The following is a 14,979-nucleotide window of genomic DNA, read 5'->3' on the forward strand; positions in this document are numbered from 1 at the left end:
TGACAGCGGCCCGCCTCGCTCCCGTCGAGGCGGGCCCCTTGCGTGTCAGCTGTCCTTGTACTCCGCGAGTGACTTCACGATCCGGGCGAGCCGCGGCTTGAGCTTCGCCTTCGCCTTCTTCGCGGCTGACGGCGTGGCGATTCCGACGGCGATACCGAGGATGAACTCGACTCCCATGTGGTCCTGCTTCCGGTCGGTCCGGTACCCGGCGGGTTCCGGTGGTTGGCCGGTCCCGGGGGTTCCGGGCCGGTTGCCGACTTGGGCAGGACGGAGCCGGCCCGTGTCGGCCGCTCTTGGGCGCCATACACGTGGCTGTCTCGTTCCTGGCTGTCGTTGTCACTTTCCTGGTTGTCCGGCAGGTCGCCTACGGTGAGACCGTGGCGCAGAAGTCCTGCGGCGCTTGACCAAGCGGAGTGACCATAGCAGTGAGTGAGGGGCTGGTGATGCGTGTCTGATCAGCGCTACCACCTCACCCTCACCTCAGCCGGCCGTCCGGCGGCACAGGGCTGGTGGGCGTCGGAGGCGACGGCCCGCGGCAAATTCACGGAGTGGGTCGGCGCTTGGGGCCAGCCCGGCGCCCGCATCACCCTCGTCGACGAGGAGACCGGCCGCGTGTTGACGACGTGGCCCGAGACGCCGTGAGCCTCTGCGATGCTGGCGGGATGAGCGACGAGAACGAGCAGCAGCCGCAGCAGGACGACGAGATCCCCGACATCGTGGGGGAGGCCCCGCCTGTCGACGAGTACCGCTTGTCCACGTGCCCCGGCAGTGTCGGCGGCGCGCCGTAGCATGGTCGGAACATCAGCCCATGCTGGCGCTGTGCTGAAGCCGCCCCGTCTGGTCACGCAGACGGGGCGGACTGCTGTCAGAAGCTTTCCCTGCCGGTGAGGCATTGCTCGCCGTGGCATCGCCAGGTGACGCTGCCTTGCGGGTCGAGGTCGACGCCGAGCCCGGGGTGTTCTTTCCAGTGGCCTCGTATTGGGGTGCCGCAGTCGGGGCAGGGTCGGCGGGGGATGTGGCGCTTCTCTGATCGGCGGTAGATCCGCTGCACGTTGTCCATGGGGTGACGGTGGCACAGGTTCGGCGTCTTGTCTGAGCCGCCTTCCCCCGCCGCAGGTCAGGCCGTTACTTTGCGGATGTCCGCAAGGTTTCAGCCCTCCGCCGGGTGCCGCACGGCCCGCTTGAGCGCCATCTCCACCTGATGCCGGTCGGCTCCAACCTCGCTCGCGTAGGCGGTGATGCCGTCGTGCACGGCGGTCGCCTGGGCGACGGTGAGGGTCCCGGTCTGGATGGCCTCCCACGCGGCGCGCTCGGCCGCCAGCAGGTCGGAGGGGAAGTCGAAGGTGCTCACGGGCGGAGTCTACGTGGGGTCGTCCTGCGGTTCGGGTGCGGCTGGCCGTCGGGGTTCCTCGGCTTCTGGCCTGCGCACGGCCCATTCGATGTAGCGGCGGATCTCGGCTGACCGGTCGCTGTCGAGCGCGGCGGCGGCCTGCTCGAAGTCGGCCCACAGCTCGTCGGAGACACCGCGCACGTACCGGCCTTTGTGTCGGTGGCGGTGCTGTCGTCGGCGTTCCTCTCCGCTGGTCATGGGATGGATTCTGGCAGGTGGCTTGCCACCGGTCAAAGGGTGCGCGAGACTATTGGTGGCAAGCCACCAATGGGAAGCGGGAGCACCGACCATGGCCGACCTGGAGATCTACGAGCACGAGACCGAGGCGTTCACACCCGGCGAGACCCGCGCCATCTTCGACTTCGAAGCCGCCGTCCACAACAGCGGCCTGAAGTGCTGCTTCGACGCCTTCGACGTGGAGCACGTCCGCTGGCACGAGACCGAGTTCGGGCAGGACGCCACCCGCGACATGCTGCGCGAGCACGCCAAGATGCTGAACACCTGGTACCTGGCCATCGACGCGCTGCTCGGGGACATCCTCACCTGCACCAGCGAGGCCACCCGGTACAGCACGGCCGCCGCGCGGTACGTCCGGGCCGCCGCCGACGAGTACCACCGGACCCGGCAGAACTTCGAGCACGTCACGACCGCATGGTCCCTGGCCCTGCTCGCCGGGGGCGCGGACGCCGACTACCCGCCGCTCACCCGGGCGGTCAACTACCCCATGCAGAGCCTGACGGACGAGCAGTAAGGACACCAACTATGCGCCCCGACCGGTTTGAGCGTCTCCTCACCGACGCCATCAACCACGACAAACGCCTCACCGCTCGCACCTACAGTGAAGCGGGCTTCACCCGCTCCCCCCACGGCATCACCGCCACCATCCCGGGATGCGCCCCGGTCAACGTGCAGATCGTCGGCAGGCTCGCCGACGGGGAGCGCCACGACCACCCGGCCCCACCCGTCGCCAGCACCCCCCACCCGGATCTGCCCATCCCCGACCCGACCGACGGCCGCAGCCTGTCGCTGGCCGCGCTGGAGCAGTACCTCGTCGGGCTTGCCGTCGCCGCCGCACCAGCGGAGACCGCCAGCGTCCGCCTGTACCAGGACCGCGACACCCCCGGCGCCGTCCGCTACGGCGCGACGATCACCTACCACAACGGCGCCACCATCTACCTGTACATCCTCAGCGCTGGCAGCAGCCGCCACGAGGACTTCACCCCGCCCGCCACGGTGAACGCCTGATGGGCGAGACGATCCAGGACAAGCTGAGGCGGGCCTGGGAGCTGCACCGTGAGACGTGTCCGCTCGCCAAGGGCGACGTCCGGTCGCCCGCGTTCACGTGCGGCATGTGCGAGATCCTCGACGCACCCGCCGCCCCGCTGCGCCGCATGGCCGACGAGAAGTGAGGACACTGACCATGCCCGAAGGAGGGGAAGCGATGAAGTGGTCCGATGCCGACTGGAAACGACTCGGCGCGTCATTGCGTGAGGCGCGCGAGGCGCGCGAGTTGAGTCGCCGCACCCTAGCGGTGGAGACGGGCCTATCCGAGAAGGCGATCCAGACCGCCGAAGAGGGGCGCGTCCCAAGCGCCCGCTGGCCGAAGTCGATCGACATCATGGCGGATGCACTCGGCTGGACCCCTGGATCCGCCCGTGCCGTGCTTGACGGCGACAGCCCCACCAGCAGCGATGAACAGTCCGTGATCGGCGATGTCAATGCGACGTTCGCTGGCTGGCTCAAGGCTGAGCGACAGCGCGCCGGGATGTCGCAGGACAAGCTGGCCGTGGCACTGAGGAACCGAGGCCTATCCATCACGCAGTCGCAGATCGCCAAGGTAGAGCGGGGCGAGCGTGGGGTGGAGTTGGGGTTGGCTGTTGCCGTGACGGCGGTTTTCGGCAGCACGCCCGACGCCGCACTGGGCCTGACACCCCCTGGTGGCGACCGTGAGCAGCAGCTCGCTAAGACGGTGGCTCGCCGCGACAACTTCCTCAGGGCGCTCTCCGTGCTGGTGAACAGCGAGTTGGAGCACGGCGCGCCGTAACCCAGACGAGCGCCCCCGCCTGACCGAAACAGGCGGGGGCGCCGTCGTGTCAGCCTACGCGGCGACGTCGATCTCCCCGCACGCCCGCTCTGCCGCGACAGCCCGCGTCCACTCCGCCACCAGCACCTCATACCGGGCCCGGCCCTCCGGCGAAAGCCGCACCCTCGGGTCCTGCCACAGCGCGCGGATCTCCTCATTCACCACGACAGCAGGGCGCACAGGGCCCGGGTGAAGAGGAGAGGGAAGCATGACGCCAGCGTAGTCGCGGGGTCGGACAGCGGGCTACGACTCCGGCGGCTGCGGCAGCTCGGTGACGAACGTGCCGACACCGACCTGCATCTCCGCCAGGCCGGCCGCCCGCAACTCCTTCAGTACGCGCTTCGCCGTCACCTGACTGATCCCGAACTCATCGCACACCGCCATCGCCGACGGAAGCCGCTCCCCAGGCGGATAGGTGCCGTCGAGGATCCGCTCCGACATCACGGCATACACCTGCCGCCAACGCGGCACCTCCGGCTCCCACCTCATGATCCGGACGCTAAGCGGACTCACCCGACCACGCGAGACGAGACGACTAGGTCGGGTTATACCGCCTATCCCGCAGCGGTACCCTGCAATTTCAGGACCCCCGCGCCGTGCTACCGGCCGGGGGCGTGGCCGACGAACGGGAGCCGTCGACGTGGACGAGCCTACGGAAACCCAGCCCCAGCACCAGACCCCCGAGACGAAACTCGCCTGCGTCTGCGGCAGCCAAGGGCACCAGCCACTCCGCATCGGAGAAGCACTCTCGCCAGCCGGGGCCACCATCGGCCCCGTCTACGTCTGCCCCGCCCCCAGGACCACCAGCACGGGGAGCACGCCGTGACCGGCCGGCCCGCCGCCAAGGACGGCAGCGTGTCGGGGGCGTGCCAGCTCGGCGAGTGCGGGCACTGCCACGGCAACATCGACCTCCAGTGCGGCAACGGGACGCCCGTGCCGATGCTGACGTGCAGCCACCGCTGCCACCACGGGAAGCCGCACCGGGTCGAACGCCGGTAATCGCTGGCCATAGCTTCGACGGTCGGTTAATGGGTGCTGACACCCACTACCGCCGACGATCATCCTGTTGTTGACTCGCTGTCAGTAGCATCGGACAGGAACGGCCATGGCTGATACCTAGCCGTGCAGGAGGTCAGTGACATGGACCCGCAGGGCGTGAGCGACGAGCAGCAGGTGGCTGAGCTTCATCTCGGCCCCGGCCTCCATCCGCTGGACCGTCGACCGGTCCACACCCGCCGCATGGGCGAGGGACTCCTGAGTCATGTTCTGGTGCAGCCGTCGGACGCGGATACGGTCCCCGGTCGCCCGGCGGGCCGCAAGAACCCACTCAGGCTGATCGGCTGGCACCCGACCAACCGTTTACCGATCATGATCATAAGTCAGCAGCAGATTTGAGGCACTTTTCGATCATGAAATGAGCCCCGTTCGGGTATCACCTCAGCCCTGCGGACTGGCATATGCCGCAGGGCGATAGGTACTGTCCAGGAATCGAAAGTATGTTCACCTCTTCGGGTGAAGTGAGGAATCGATTCAGCATCCACGGGATATCAGCGGACCGAACCACACGCGACGTCCCACACCACCCCAGGAGTCCGGCAATGAACCGCCCCCAGCCAGCCACGCACCACCCGCCGGCTACGCGCCGCCCCGCGGCGCCACGGGCGCGCCATCACCGGGCGGTGCGACACAGACCGCACCGCCGGACCCCCATGAACGGTCGACGGGCAGCACCCCGCCCATCGACCGCAGAGCCGCCCTCCAGACCGCCGGTCCCGCCTCCCAAGTTGGCCGGTCCGGAGGGCGGCTCTCGATTCTCCCGCACCCCCCGTGGGAGAACACTGGGAGAATCCAGCCGCAAAACGCCTCAGTCATCTACGCAAATCTGCGAGAAACTACGCGATCCAAGGCGCGAATGTGCAGTGAGAAACCCTCACGGAAGCAGACCCTCAGCCCGACGACTCCGCCGCGTGCGGGCTCAGCACACCCATGCTGACCAGGACGATGATGACGATGCCGAGCGCGATGCGGTACCAGACGAACGGCATGAAGCTCTTGGTGGAGATGAACTTCATGAACCACGCGATCACCGCGTACCCGACCGCGAAGGCGACGACCGTCGCGAAGATCGTGGGGCCCCAGGTGACGTGACCGCCGTCGGTGGCGTCCTTGAGTTCGTAGAGTCCGGAGGCGAGCACCGCGGGAATCGCGAGCAGGAAGGAGTAGCGGGCCGCGGCCTCACGCCGGTACCCCATGAACAGGCCGCCGCTGATGGTGGCGCCGGATCGGGAGACCCCCGGGATGAGTGCCAGGGCCTGGCAGAATCCGTAGATCAGGCCGTCCTTGACGGTCAGGTCCTTGAGTTCCTTGCCCTGCTTGGGCGTGCGGTGCCGGCCGCCGCTCTCGTCCCGCGCCGCCAGCCGGTCGGCGACACCGAGGACGACGCCCATGACGATCAGCATGGTCGCGGTGAGCCGCAGGTCGCGGAACGGCCCCTCGATCTGGTCCTTCAGCGTCAGGCCGAGAACACCGATCGGGAGCGAGCCGACGATGACCAGCCAGCCCATTCGTGCGTCGTGGTCCCGGCGCATCTCCTTGTCGGTGAGCGAGCGGGTCCAGGCCGACAGGATCCGCCCGATGTCCTTGCGGAAGTAGATGAGCACGGCTGCTTCCGTACCGATCTGGGTGATCGCGGTGAAGGCCGCGCCCGGGTCCTCCCAGCCGGAGAAGGCCGCGGTCAGCCGCAGATGCGCGCTGGAGGAGATGGGCAGGAATTCGGTCAGCCCCTGGACGAGTCCGAGGATGAGAGATTCGAACCAAGACATGAGGCAGCGGTGTCCAAGTGCCGATCGAGGAAAAAGCGGAAAAGGGTGGCAGGCACGCCGAAGCACGGTGTGCGGTGATCAGGCGTGCCGGGATCGAAGCGTAGCGCCCCAAGATGACGCCCCCGACGCCAGGTGCCGGGCGGGCCTTCGGCCCCTGGAGCCGATGTGACGGTGCCGGAACGGCCATGACGTGGCGGCGGCGGATCTTCGCGGAGTGCTGGAGGCGTCAACGGCCGCGCGGCCCGCGCCGCTTGCGCCACGCGATCACCGCGCCGAGCAGGCCCGGCACGGTGATGCAGGCCAGCGCGATCAGGAAGGCGGGGGACGTCGGTGTCGAGGCGCGGGCGCCGGCGACGGCGTAGGCGGCGGTGTTCGGGATCGAGCCGAGCCCCGTCGCCAGCAGGAACGGCAGTAGGCCCATCCGGGAGACGGCGGCGCAGTAGTTCGACGCGGCGAACGGCACCCCCGGGAAGAGCCGCGCCGCCAGCATCGAGCGGAAGCCGTGCCGGCTCAGCTGCTTGTCGGCTGCCTTCAGCCAGCGCCCCCGCAGGAGCGGACGCAGTGCGTCCTGGCCGAGTGCCCGGCCGAGGCAGAAGGCCATCCCGGCGCCGAGCACCGTGCCGGACAGGGCGGCACCGAGCCCCAACTGGCTGCCGAACAGCGCGCCCGCGGCGAGGTTCAGCAGCGGGCGCGGCACGAACGCCACCGTGCACACCCCGTAGGCCGCCGCGTACGTCATGACCGCCGCGGCCCCGCCGAGCTGCGGCGGCCAGCCGTCGGTCAGCAGCTTCTGCGGCTCCAGGAGCAGCATCGCCGAGGCCGCGGAGGCGAGCAGCACGACCAGCAGGGACAGCCGCGACCAGGGCGACAGCAGGGCTCTGGCGCAGCGGGCGGGGAGACCTGTGGCGGGCACGGGCGGGAGCCCGGACGCCGGTGCGGGGGCGGCCGTGGGGACGGAGACGGCGGCAGCGGTGAGTTCCGTGGCGACGGCCCGGGGAGAGGCCGTCGCGGTGCCCCCAGAGCGGTTGGTGGCATCGAGCATCCGGTGACATTAACCGACGAATGTGTCCGGTCGCCGTAGTGTGTGTCTCATGAGCGTCACAGGGGCCGGAACACCCAGGGTGCCGGGGAGCAGGCTCGCCGACACCGTGCTGGACCGGCTCACCGCCGCCTACGGGGCGGCTGCCGATCCGGAACGGGCCGTCGCCATGCGGGCGTAGATGAAGGACGTGGCTTCCTTCCTGGGCCTGGCCACCCCGGTCCGCCGGACCCTGTCCCGCACCGTGCTGGAGGGCCTGCCCCGACCCGACGAGGCCGACTGCGCCGCGATCGCCCTGCGCTGCTGGGAACTGCCCGAGCGCGAGTACCAGTACTTCGCCTGCTTCGCCGTGGACCTGCTGCGCCGGTCCGGCCACCAGGACTTCTTCGTCCGCACGGCGATCGGCTGGTGCCTGCGCGAGTACGCCAAGACCGACCCGGACGCCGTACGGGCCTTCCTGGCGCGCGAGCAGGGGCGCCTCGCGCCGCTGTCCGTAGGCGAGGCGCTGAGGACTCCGGACAACACCGCCGCGTGACCTCCCGGCTCCCGTGACCTCGCGGAAAACCGTTCGACGCGGGACGGGCCGTCGGCAATGATCGACGCCATGTTCCGGTACGCCTTCCACCTCGCAGCATCCGCGGTCGCGGATGCCCCGAAGGCTGCCGTTCCCGCTTTCCTCGCCGCCGTCGACGGCGCCCGAAGCTGACCCTCCCCGGATCGTCCGGCGGACCCCCAGGGGGAGGGTCGGCCAGGTTCCTGGGGTCCCCCGTCCCGGCCGCGCGCCGATCCGTCGCGTGGCCGGGGCCGATCACGCATCACCATCGAGAGGCCTCGAGGTACCGCCATGTCCAAGACGGCGTACGTCCGCACCAAACCGCATCTGAACATCGGCACGATGGGTCATGTCGACCACGGCAAGACCACCCTGACCGCCGCCATCACCAAGGTCCTCGCCGAGCGCGGCTCCGGCGGTTTCGTCCCGTTCGACCGCATCGACCGGGCGCCGGAGGAGGCCGCGCGCGGCATCACCATCAACATCGCGCACGTCGAGTACGAGACCGACACCAGGCACTACGCGCACGTCGACATGCCCGGCCACGCCGACTACGTCAAGAACATGGTCACCGGAGCCGCGCAGCTCGACGGGGCGATCCTCGTCGTCTCCGCGCTCGACGGGATCATGCCGCAGACCGCCGAACACGTCCTGCTCGCCCGCCAGGTGGGCGTCGACCACATCGTGGTCGCGATCAACAAGGCCGACGCCGGCGACGAGGAATTGACCGACCTGGTCGAGCTGGAGATCCGAGAGCTGCTCTCCGCGCACGGCTACGGCGGTGACTCCGTACCCGTCGTACGGGTTTCGGGGCTCAGGGCGCTGGAGGGCGACCCGCGCTGGACGGCGTCGATCGACGCGCTGCTCGACGCGGTGGACACCTATGTGCCCCTGCCCGAGCGGTACGTGGACGCGCCGTTCCTGCTGCCGGTGGAGAACGTGCTCACCATCACCGGCCGGGGGACCGTGGTCACCGGTGCGGTGGAGCGTGGCACGGTCCGCCTCGGCGACCGCGTCGAGGTGCTCGGCGCCGGGCTGGAGTCGGTGGTCACCGGCCTGGAGACCTTCGGCAAGCCGATGGAGGAGGCGCAGGCCGGGGACAACGTGGCGCTGCTGCTGCGCGGGGTGCCGCGGGACGCGGTGCGACGCGGGCACGTGGTGGCCGCACCGGGCAGCGTGGTGCCCAGCGGGAGCTTCACGGCGCGGGTGTACGTGCTGTCGGCCCGGGAGGGCGGCCGTACGACACCGGTGGCGACCGGGTACCGGCCGCAGTTCTACATCCGCACCGCGGACGTCGTCGGCGACGTCGACCTCGGCGAGACGGCGGTCGCCCGGCCCGGCGACACGGTGACGATGACCGTACGGCTGGGGCGCGAGGTGCCGCTGGAGCCAGGGCTCGGATTCGCGATCCGCGAGGGCGGTCGCACGGTCGGTGCCGGGACGGTGACGACCGTCGGCTGAACGGCGGGTGACGACGGCCGTCCGAGAGGCGGCACCGGTGCCCGACCCCGCCCCCGCGCACGGGGCGGGGTCGGGCACCCGGCCGGTGTCATGGCGGCACAATGGGGGACTGTGAACGAGCCGATACCCGTGACCCGCGCCGTCGGTCACGGCACCGCGAAGCTGATGCCCGACGTCGACCGTGAGCGGGCCTGGCTGCTGACGGTCGACGGGGCGCCGCAGTCGTACGTCGACCTGGACGCTCCGGCTCATCTGGAGTTCGAGTACATCCGGCGGCTCGGGCACGTCCTGGACACCCTCGCCGAGCCGGGGCAGCCGCTGGACGCGATCCACCTCGGTGGCGGCGGGCTCACCCTGCCCCGCTACCTGGCCGCGACCCGCCCCGGCTCCCGGCAGGACGTCGTCGAGTTCGACGGGGAACTGCTGGACCTGGTCACCGAGCAGCTGCCGCTGCCCGAGGGTGCGAACGTCACGCTGCACGCGGCGGACGCCCGCGCCTGGCTGGAGGCCGCCCCCGACGCCTCCGCGGACGTCCTCGTCGCCGATGTCTTCGGCGGCTCACGGGTCCCGGCGCACCTGACCTCCGTCGCCTACGCCCGCGAGGCCGCGCGCGTCCTGCGGGACGGCGGCGTCTACCTCGGCAACCTCGCCGACGCGGCCCCGTTCGCCTTTCTGCGCTCCCAACTGGCCACGCTCGGCACGGTCTTCGAGGAGCTGGTGCTGATCGCCGAGCCGGGAGTCCTGCGCGGGCGCCGCTTCGGCAACGCCGTACTGGCCGCCGCGCACCGCCCCCTCGACATCACCGCCCTGGCCCGGCGCACCGCCGCCGACGTCTTCCCCGCCCGCGTCGAGCACGGCGCGGCCCTGCGGGACTTCACCGGCGGGGCGCGGCCGGTGCGGGACGAGGACGCCGTACCGTCACCCGAGCCCCCCGACGGGGCGTTCGGCATCGGCTGACTCGGTGCCCCGGACCGCCCCGGCGACGGGCACGGTCCGGCGGCGCAGGTTGCGCACGTCCGGTACGCACAGCACCGCCGCCGTGACCACGACGACCAGCGCGGCGCAGCCCCACAGCGCCTCCGTGCGGCCGAACGCCGACTCGACGGGGCCCGCCAGCGCCATCGTGGCCGGCACCAGCGCCACCGAGCCGAACCAGTCGTAGGCCGACACCCGGGAGAGTTTCTCCTCCGGTATCTCCTGGTGCAGGGCCGTCATCCAGGAGACGCCGAACACCTCCACGGTCACACCGGTCAGGCACATCACCGCACACAGCACCGCCACCGGTACCGGAACGGCGAGCGCGGCGGACGGCAGGGCCAACGGGAACACGCACAGGGTGCCGACGAACAGCAGGCGGCGCGGTTTCCAGCGCGTCATCAGCAGCGCTCCCAGCACCGTGCCCCCGCCGAAGAAGGCCAGAGCCAGGCCCCACGGCGCGGCACCGCCCAGATGGTCCCGGGCCACGAGCGGACCGTAGACCGCGTCGGCGGCACCGACGACCGCGTTGGCGATGGAGAACTGGATGACGATGCCCCACAGCCAGGGCCGGCCGGAGAACTCCCGCCACCCGTCCCGGAGGTCGGAGAGCAGACCACCGCCCGGGGCGCGCGGCGGGATGTGCTTCACGTCGAGGAAGGTGCGCAGCGCCGCCGCGACCGCGAAGGCGGCCGCGTCCGCCGCGAGCACCCAGCCCGGCCCCATCGCGGCGATCATGAGGCCGCCCAGGGCGGCGCCGCCGAGCGTCGCGCCCTGCATCGCCATCCGGAACACCGCGAACGCCCGGCCGGCCTGTTCGCCCTCGACCGAGGAGAGCAGCATGCCCTCGGCGGCGGGACCGAAGAACGCCTGGCCGACTCCGCCCAGGCCGCTGAGCAGCATCATCTGCCACAGCTGGGCCTCACCGGCCAGGACGAGGGCCGCGAACGCGGCCTGCGAGAGGCAGTTCAGGACGTTGGCCGCGACCATCACATGGTGGCGCGGCAGCCGGTCCGCGACGGCACCACCGATCAGCAGGAACAGCACCAGCGGCAGGGTGCGGGCGGCGGCCACCAGGCCCACGTCGCCGGCGTCCCCGCCCGCGGCCAGCACCGCGAACGCGGAGGCGATCAGCGCACCGTGACTGCCCAGGCTCGTCACCACCGCGGACGCGGTCAGCAGCGTGTAGTTGCGGCCCGCCCAGGCGGGACGGCGACGGGAATCGATGGTCGGCACCCCGTGACTATCGCCGGGGGGTGGCCGACTTGCCAAATGTGCCGAGGGCCGCTCCGCCCGTTTCCCGCCGTCCGCCGTCCGCTACGGCCCCGTCACGACTCGGTCGGCGCTTCCTCGGTGAGCCGCACCGTGCTGAGGATCTTCTGCACGGTCTCTTCCGGGATCTCGTCCTTGACGCCCTTGGCGCCGTACAGGTTCCAGGTGACGAAGTCCCCGGCACCGTTCTTGAACGCGAAGGTGATCGCCTTGCCCTCGCTGTCGCACTTGCCGTTCTGCGGCGTGCCCTCCGAGTGCGCGGTGGCGAGGCTGCCCTTGAGACCCGAGGCGGTCGTGTACGCCTTGGGCTTCTCCGTCTTCACGCTCTTCTTGTCGGGCTGCGTGTAACCGCCGAAGATCCACCACGGCACACGGGTCTCCGCCGCCATGTCAGTGGTCTTGGCGCCGTTCTCACCACGGGTTCCGGCGGTGACGAGGGAGGTGTCCTCCTCGCGGCCGTCCTTGTCGTCGTCGCTCGTGCACCACTTGGACTTCAGATAGGCCGGGGCGGTGACGGTGGTGCGGCCCATCTCGCCGTCCTCCTCCTCCCATTCGAAGCCCACACTGGTGCCGGGGGTCTCGATCTCCCAGTCGGCCGGGACGTCGAACTTGGTGCCGAAACGGGTGTTCGTGACGACCTGCCAGCCCGGGACGGTCGCCTTCTCCGCCTCACCGCCCCGCGGGTTGTCCTCGGAGCCGGATTCGGATGTGCTCGGCTCCGCGGACGGGTCCGCGGACGCGCTCGCGGACGGCTTCTCGTCCTTCTTGCCGGCCGTGTCGTCCTTGTCGCCGCCCAGCACCAGGAAACCGGTGACACCGGCGGCCACGACGACAGCCGTCGCCGCCACGACGGCCACCAGCTTCGTCCGGTTCCCGCCGCCCCCGCCCTGCGGCGGCTGGGGCATGCCCACGGTGGCCGGCGTCCCCCACTGCTGTTGCTGCTGTGCGTAGGGGTTGGGCTGCTGGGCACCGGGCTGCTGATACGGATTCGGCTGCTGGTATCCCGGCTGCTGATACGGATTGTTCGACTGCGGGTTCTGCTCGCCCCCGGGCGGCTGGTTTCCTGGCCACATGGTCAGCCACCCTAGTCCTGCCAGTGAAACGATTAGGTCACCGCCCTTTGACAGGGACGTAGCAACCAGGGGGGAGCGCCGCGCGGCGGGCCGCCGGTACGGGCCGTCGGGGGGCGGACCCGGAGCCTGGCCGACGTGTTCTACTCATGGGTAACATGCGGCCATGAGCCAAGACCAGATGACCATCGGCGAGATGCTCGCCGCCACGGTGCCCATGGCCCGGACCCTCAACCTCGAGTTCCTGGAGACCACTTCGGAGCGGGCCGTGGTCTCCCTGCCGGATCAGGGCGACTACCACAACCACGTGGGCGGTCCGCACGCCGGTGCCATGTTCACCCTCGGTGAGTCGGCGAGCGGCGCCATCGTGCTCGCCGCCTTCGGGGACCAGCTCGCGCGAGCCGTACCGCTGGCGGTCCGCGCCGAGATCGCCTACAAGAAGCTGGCGATGGGCCCGGTCACCGCCACCGCGACCCTCGGTCGTCCGACCGCCGAGGTCGTGGCGGAACTGGACGAGGGTCGGCGTCCCGAGTTCCCGGTGTCGATCGCCATCCGGCGCGAGGACGGCGCGGTGACCGGGGAGATGACGGTCGTCTGGACCCTCCGTCCCAACGGCTGACCGAGGGGACGGGCCGGCGGCGGGCGGCGGTGGCGGGTTCGGTTCAGACGCCGCTGCCCGCCCCGTAAGGGCCGTACAGGTCCAGCAGACGGACCCGGGTGGCGTGCAGCCGGTGGGAGACCACGTTGCCCACCCATTGGGAGAGGTCCCGCCCGAGGGCCGGCTCCTCCTTGCTCAGCGCGTGGACCGCCGCGGCGTCGAACTCGTAGGCCCGCACCGGAGTGGCCGCCTCGGCGCCCAGATGCCAGACGTGCGGGCTGTACAGCCAGGACCAGCCGACGAGTTCGTTGTGGCCGAGACGTTCGATGACGACGGCCCGGCGGCCGGGCACGTGCATGTCGAGTTCGACGGTGCCGGTGCGGATCACCCAGAACCGGTCCGCGTGGCCACCCTCCTCGAACAGCCGGGCCCCTTGCGGGAAGGACACCTCCCGAGAGGTCTGCAGGAGTTTCACCCGGTGCTCGGTGGGCAGAGCGCGCGGCATGCTGGGGGACGGTGGAGCGAACATCGCGGACCTCCCATACGGGGTGCGGGAACTGCCGTTGTGATCTCAGCCTCCTGCGGAACCCCGTCCGTGGCCATGGGCCGTACGGCCCTGATGCTTCACGCCCGTCCCGTGCGAGGCCGGTCCCGCACGCCGAGGGGACCCGGCGGCCCGGGCGCTCCCCTCTCCACGGGGTGGGCCCTTCGGCACCCGCGGGGGACCCGCGGTCCCTGTCGCCAGGCTATTCTCCCGCCCGACGCTGTGGATGATCCCACCGACAACAGGAGGCGCACGTCATGTCCCGCACCATCACGGTCGGCTTCGACGGTTCGGCCGAGAGCCGGGCCGCGGCCGAATGGGCGGCCCGCGAGGCGAAGCTCCGTGGTCTGCCGCTCCGGCTGCTCGAGGTCCGCGAGCCCCTTCCGGAGCCTGTGGCCCGGGCACCGTTCCTCGGCGCGGAGAGCTCCTCCGCCGACGACTGGGACAGTGCGCGGCGTGAGGCCGCCGAGGGTCTGCGACTGCGCCACCCCGGCATCGAGGTCGCCGCGGAGCAGACCGCCGGTCGGCCCCACGAGGTGCTCGCCAAGGCGGCCGAGGACGCCGAACTGCTCGTGCTGGGCTCCCGGGGGATGGGCGCCTTCGCCGGATTCCTGGTCGGCTCCGTCGGCCTCGCCGTCGTGGCCCGTGCCGAGCGGCCCGTCGTCCTGGTCCGCGCCGGGGAGCAGGCCGCCGAGGAGCACGAGCCGGACCCCACGGGCATCCCGTCCGCCGCGACCCGCTACCGGCCCGTCCTCCTCGGCGTGGACGCCGACCGGCCCGACGACGCGGTGATCCGGTTCGCGTTCGCCGAGGCGGCCCGCCGGGGCACCGGCCTGCGCGTCGTGCACGGCTGGAACCTGCCGCCGTACTACGTCCACGGACTGCCGGCCGATCCGGACACGTACCAGGAGGTCAGCGCGGAGCAGGCCGCGACGCTGACGAAGGCACTCCTCCCCTGGCGAGCGGAGTTCGGGGACGTCGAGGTGACGGAGGAGTCCTTCGGCGGCAGCCCGTCCATCCGGCTGATCGAGGCGTCCCGGGAGTCCTCGCTCGTCGTGGTCGGGCGCCGCGTCCGCCGAAACCCGTTCGGCATCCGCGTCGGACCCATCGCCCACGCCGTGCTGCACCACTCCGCGGCACCCGTCGCCGTCGTCGCGCACGACTGATCCGGC

At 70.9% G+C, this 14,979-nt stretch carries 23 protein-coding genes and 1 pseudogene; 12 read left to right on the top strand and 12 right to left on the bottom strand.

Annotation, left to right across the window (positions count from 1 at the left end; genetic code table 11):
- Positions 1-45: 45 nt before the first annotated feature.
- The gene (locus JL475_RS41120; RefSeq protein WP_272932879.1) at positions 46-177 is read right to left on the bottom strand and encodes a hypothetical protein; all 132 of its coding nucleotides are present in this window, start codon (positions 175-177) and stop codon (positions 46-48) included.
- 270 nt (positions 178-447) lie between these two features.
- Between JL475_RS41120 and JL475_RS00695 the strand changes: the two genes are divergently transcribed.
- The gene (locus JL475_RS00695; RefSeq protein WP_202273970.1) at positions 448-642 is read left to right on the top strand and encodes a hypothetical protein; all 195 of its coding nucleotides are present in this window, start codon (positions 448-450) and stop codon (positions 640-642) included.
- Between the two features lie 20 nt (positions 643-662).
- Positions 663-788 carry a hypothetical protein gene (locus tag JL475_RS41125; RefSeq protein WP_272932880.1) on the top strand — a complete coding sequence of 42 codons (126 nt, stop codon included), beginning with the start codon at positions 663-665 and terminating at the stop codon, positions 786-788.
- A 77-nt stretch (positions 789-865) separates the two neighbouring features.
- Here JL475_RS41125 and JL475_RS00700 read toward each other — a convergent pair whose 3' ends face one another.
- From JL475_RS00700 to JL475_RS00710, 3 genes are all read right to left on the bottom strand, one after another.
- Entirely contained in the window at positions 866-1,060 is a 195-nt protein-coding gene (locus tag JL475_RS00700; protein WP_202273971.1) for a hypothetical protein, read from the bottom strand.
- A 90-nt stretch (positions 1,061-1,150) separates the two neighbouring features.
- Positions 1,151-1,351, bottom strand: coding sequence for a hypothetical protein (locus JL475_RS00705; protein WP_202273972.1), 201 nt, complete (start codon positions 1,349-1,351; stop codon positions 1,151-1,153).
- Between the two features lie 9 nt (positions 1,352-1,360).
- Positions 1,361-1,588, bottom strand: coding sequence for a hypothetical protein (locus JL475_RS00710; protein ID WP_202273973.1), 228 nt, complete (start codon positions 1,586-1,588; stop codon positions 1,361-1,363).
- 91 nt (positions 1,589-1,679) lie between these two features.
- Between JL475_RS00710 and JL475_RS00715 the strand changes: the two genes are divergently transcribed.
- From JL475_RS00715 to JL475_RS00730, 4 genes are read left to right on the top strand one after another with little or no spacing between them, the layout of a single operon-like run.
- Positions 1,680-2,141 (top strand): hypothetical protein, encoded by a 462-nt coding sequence (locus tag JL475_RS00715; protein ID WP_202273974.1) that lies wholly within the window; start codon positions 1,680-1,682, stop codon positions 2,139-2,141.
- An 11-nt stretch (positions 2,142-2,152) separates the two neighbouring features.
- On the top strand, positions 2,153-2,635 hold the full coding sequence (locus tag JL475_RS00720; RefSeq protein ID WP_202273975.1) for a hypothetical protein: 483 nt from the start codon (positions 2,153-2,155) through the stop codon (positions 2,633-2,635).
- On the top strand, positions 2,635-2,799 hold the full coding sequence (locus JL475_RS00725; RefSeq protein ID WP_202273976.1) for a hypothetical protein: 165 nt from the start codon (positions 2,635-2,637) through the stop codon (positions 2,797-2,799). The genes JL475_RS00720 and JL475_RS00725 overlap by 1 nt, the downstream gene beginning before the upstream one ends.
- 32 nt (positions 2,800-2,831) lie before the next feature.
- A complete protein-coding gene (locus JL475_RS00730; protein ID WP_202273977.1) occupies positions 2,832-3,434 on the top strand; it encodes a helix-turn-helix transcriptional regulator in 603 nt (200 codons plus the stop codon).
- A 54-nt stretch (positions 3,435-3,488) separates the two neighbouring features.
- Here the strand turns inward: JL475_RS00730 and JL475_RS00735 are convergent, their stop codons facing one another.
- Both JL475_RS00735 and JL475_RS00740 read right to left on the bottom strand, forming a co-directional pair.
- A complete protein-coding gene (locus JL475_RS00735) occupies positions 3,489-3,635 on the bottom strand; it encodes a hypothetical protein (protein WP_307824917.1) in 147 nt (48 codons plus the stop codon).
- Positions 3,636-3,716: 81 nt separating this feature from the next.
- Positions 3,717-3,962 carry a winged helix-turn-helix domain-containing protein gene (locus tag JL475_RS00740; RefSeq protein WP_202273979.1) on the bottom strand — a complete coding sequence of 82 codons (246 nt, stop codon included), beginning with the start codon at positions 3,960-3,962 and terminating at the stop codon, positions 3,717-3,719.
- A gap of 333 nt (positions 3,963-4,295) precedes the next feature.
- Here JL475_RS00740 and JL475_RS00745 point away from each other — a divergent pair, with 333 nt between their 5' ends.
- Positions 4,296-4,472, top strand: coding sequence for a hypothetical protein (locus tag JL475_RS00745; RefSeq protein WP_202273980.1), 177 nt, complete (start codon positions 4,296-4,298; stop codon positions 4,470-4,472).
- A 117-nt stretch (positions 4,473-4,589) separates the two neighbouring features.
- On the opposite strand, the gene JL475_RS39665 is transcribed toward JL475_RS00745, so the two are convergent.
- The 3 genes from JL475_RS39665 to JL475_RS00760 all read right to left on the bottom strand — a co-directional run bounded on the left by JL475_RS39665 (position 4,590) and on the right by JL475_RS00760 (position 7,337).
- Positions 4,590-4,820, bottom strand: a complete 231-nt coding sequence (locus tag JL475_RS39665) for a helix-turn-helix transcriptional regulator (RefSeq protein ID WP_202273981.1) — start codon at positions 4,818-4,820, stop codon at positions 4,590-4,592.
- Positions 4,821-5,419: 599 nt separating this feature from the next.
- Positions 5,420-6,295 carry an undecaprenyl-diphosphate phosphatase gene (locus JL475_RS00755; protein WP_202273982.1) on the bottom strand — a complete coding sequence of 292 codons (876 nt, stop codon included), beginning with the start codon at positions 6,293-6,295 and terminating at the stop codon, positions 5,420-5,422.
- A 226-nt stretch (positions 6,296-6,521) separates the two neighbouring features.
- On the bottom strand, positions 6,522-7,337 hold the full coding sequence (locus tag JL475_RS00760; protein WP_202273983.1) for a TVP38/TMEM64 family protein: 816 nt from the start codon (positions 7,335-7,337) through the stop codon (positions 6,522-6,524).
- A gap of 49 nt (positions 7,338-7,386) precedes the next feature.
- On the opposite strand from JL475_RS00760, the pseudogene JL475_RS00765 reads away from it, so the two are divergent.
- From JL475_RS00765 to JL475_RS00775, 3 genes and pseudogenes are all read left to right on the top strand, one after another.
- A pseudogene (locus JL475_RS00765) lies at positions 7,387-7,869 on the top strand (DNA alkylation repair protein).
- Positions 7,870-8,178: 309 nt separating this feature from the next.
- Entirely contained in the window at positions 8,179-9,348 is a 1,170-nt protein-coding gene (tuf, locus tag JL475_RS00770; protein ID WP_202273984.1) for an elongation factor Tu, read from the top strand.
- 111 nt (positions 9,349-9,459) lie between these two features.
- Positions 9,460-10,305 (top strand): fused MFS/spermidine synthase, encoded by an 846-nt coding sequence (locus tag JL475_RS00775; RefSeq protein WP_307824919.1) that lies wholly within the window; start codon positions 9,460-9,462, stop codon positions 10,303-10,305.
- Here JL475_RS00775 and JL475_RS00780 read toward each other — a convergent pair.
- Together JL475_RS00780 and JL475_RS00785 are read right to left on the bottom strand one after the other, a co-directional pair.
- Positions 10,267-11,559: an MFS transporter gene (locus tag JL475_RS00780; RefSeq protein WP_202273986.1), complete on the bottom strand. Its 1,293-nt coding sequence runs from the start codon at positions 11,557-11,559 to the stop codon at positions 10,267-10,269. The genes JL475_RS00775 and JL475_RS00780 overlap by 39 nt on opposite strands.
- Before the next feature lie 92 nt (positions 11,560-11,651).
- On the bottom strand, positions 11,652-12,668 hold the full coding sequence (locus JL475_RS00785; protein ID WP_202273987.1) for a hypothetical protein: 1,017 nt from the start codon (positions 12,666-12,668) through the stop codon (positions 11,652-11,654).
- Between the two features lie 178 nt (positions 12,669-12,846).
- Between JL475_RS00785 and JL475_RS00790 the strand changes: the two genes are divergently transcribed.
- Complete coding sequence (locus tag JL475_RS00790; RefSeq protein WP_202274583.1) at positions 12,847-13,284, top strand: DUF4442 domain-containing protein; 438 nt, start codon at positions 12,847-12,849, stop codon at positions 13,282-13,284.
- A 43-nt stretch (positions 13,285-13,327) separates the two neighbouring features.
- On the opposite strand, the gene JL475_RS00795 is transcribed toward JL475_RS00790, so the two are convergent.
- Entirely contained in the window at positions 13,328-13,792 is a 465-nt protein-coding gene (locus JL475_RS00795) for a cyclic nucleotide-binding domain-containing protein (protein ID WP_202273988.1), read from the bottom strand.
- Positions 13,793-14,064: 272 nt separating this feature from the next.
- On the opposite strand from JL475_RS00795, the gene JL475_RS00800 reads away from it, so the two are divergent.
- Entirely contained in the window at positions 14,065-14,973 is a 909-nt protein-coding gene (locus JL475_RS00800) for a universal stress protein (protein WP_202273989.1), read from the top strand.
- Positions 14,974-14,979 lie beyond the last annotated feature (6 nt).

Origin of the sequence: Streptomyces sp. M2CJ-2 (genome assembly GCF_016757295.1) — a bacterium.
Classification (GTDB): domain Bacteria; phylum Actinomycetota; class Actinomycetes; order Streptomycetales; family Streptomycetaceae; genus Streptomyces.

Bases quoted from the DNA above. Each gene is read 5' to 3' on its own strand.
- JL475_RS41125 (WP_272932880.1), top strand. From the start codon at position 663: ATGAGCGACGAGAACGAGCAGCAGCCGCAGCAGGACGACGAGATCCCC.
- JL475_RS00785 (WP_202273987.1), bottom strand. From the start codon at position 12,668: ATGTGGCCAGGAAACCAGCCGCCCGGGGGCGAGCAGAACCCGCAGTCG.
- JL475_RS00800 (WP_202273989.1), top strand. From the start codon at position 14,065: ATGTCCCGCACCATCACGGTCGGCTTCGACGGTTCGGCCGAGAGCCGG.
- JL475_RS00755 (WP_202273982.1), bottom strand. From the start codon at position 6,295: ATGTCTTGGTTCGAATCTCTCATCCTCGGACTCGTCCAGGGGCTGACC.
- JL475_RS00795 (WP_202273988.1), bottom strand. From the start codon at position 13,792: ATGTTCGCTCCACCGTCCCCCAGCATGCCGCGCGCTCTGCCCACCGAG.
- JL475_RS00730 (WP_202273977.1), top strand. From the start codon at position 2,832: ATGAAGTGGTCCGATGCCGACTGGAAACGACTCGGCGCGTCATTGCGT.
- JL475_RS00715 (WP_202273974.1), top strand. From the start codon at position 1,680: ATGGCCGACCTGGAGATCTACGAGCACGAGACCGAGGCGTTCACACCC.
- JL475_RS41120 (WP_272932879.1), bottom strand. From the start codon at position 177: ATGGGAGTCGAGTTCATCCTCGGTATCGCCGTCGGAATCGCCACGCCG.
- JL475_RS00725 (WP_202273976.1), top strand. From the start codon at position 2,635: ATGGGCGAGACGATCCAGGACAAGCTGAGGCGGGCCTGGGAGCTGCAC.
- tuf (WP_202273984.1), top strand. From the start codon at position 8,179: ATGTCCAAGACGGCGTACGTCCGCACCAAACCGCATCTGAACATCGGC.
- JL475_RS00720 (WP_202273975.1), top strand. From the start codon at position 2,153: ATGCGCCCCGACCGGTTTGAGCGTCTCCTCACCGACGCCATCAACCAC.
- JL475_RS00710 (WP_202273973.1), bottom strand. From the start codon at position 1,588: ATGACCAGCGGAGAGGAACGCCGACGACAGCACCGCCACCGACACAAA.
- JL475_RS00740 (WP_202273979.1), bottom strand. From the start codon at position 3,962: ATGAGGTGGGAGCCGGAGGTGCCGCGTTGGCGGCAGGTGTATGCCGTG.
- JL475_RS00700 (WP_202273971.1), bottom strand. From the start codon at position 1,060: ATGGACAACGTGCAGCGGATCTACCGCCGATCAGAGAAGCGCCACATC.
- JL475_RS00760 (WP_202273983.1), bottom strand. From the start codon at position 7,337: ATGCTCGATGCCACCAACCGCTCTGGGGGCACCGCGACGGCCTCTCCC.
- JL475_RS00790 (WP_202274583.1), top strand. From the start codon at position 12,847: ATGACCATCGGCGAGATGCTCGCCGCCACGGTGCCCATGGCCCGGACC.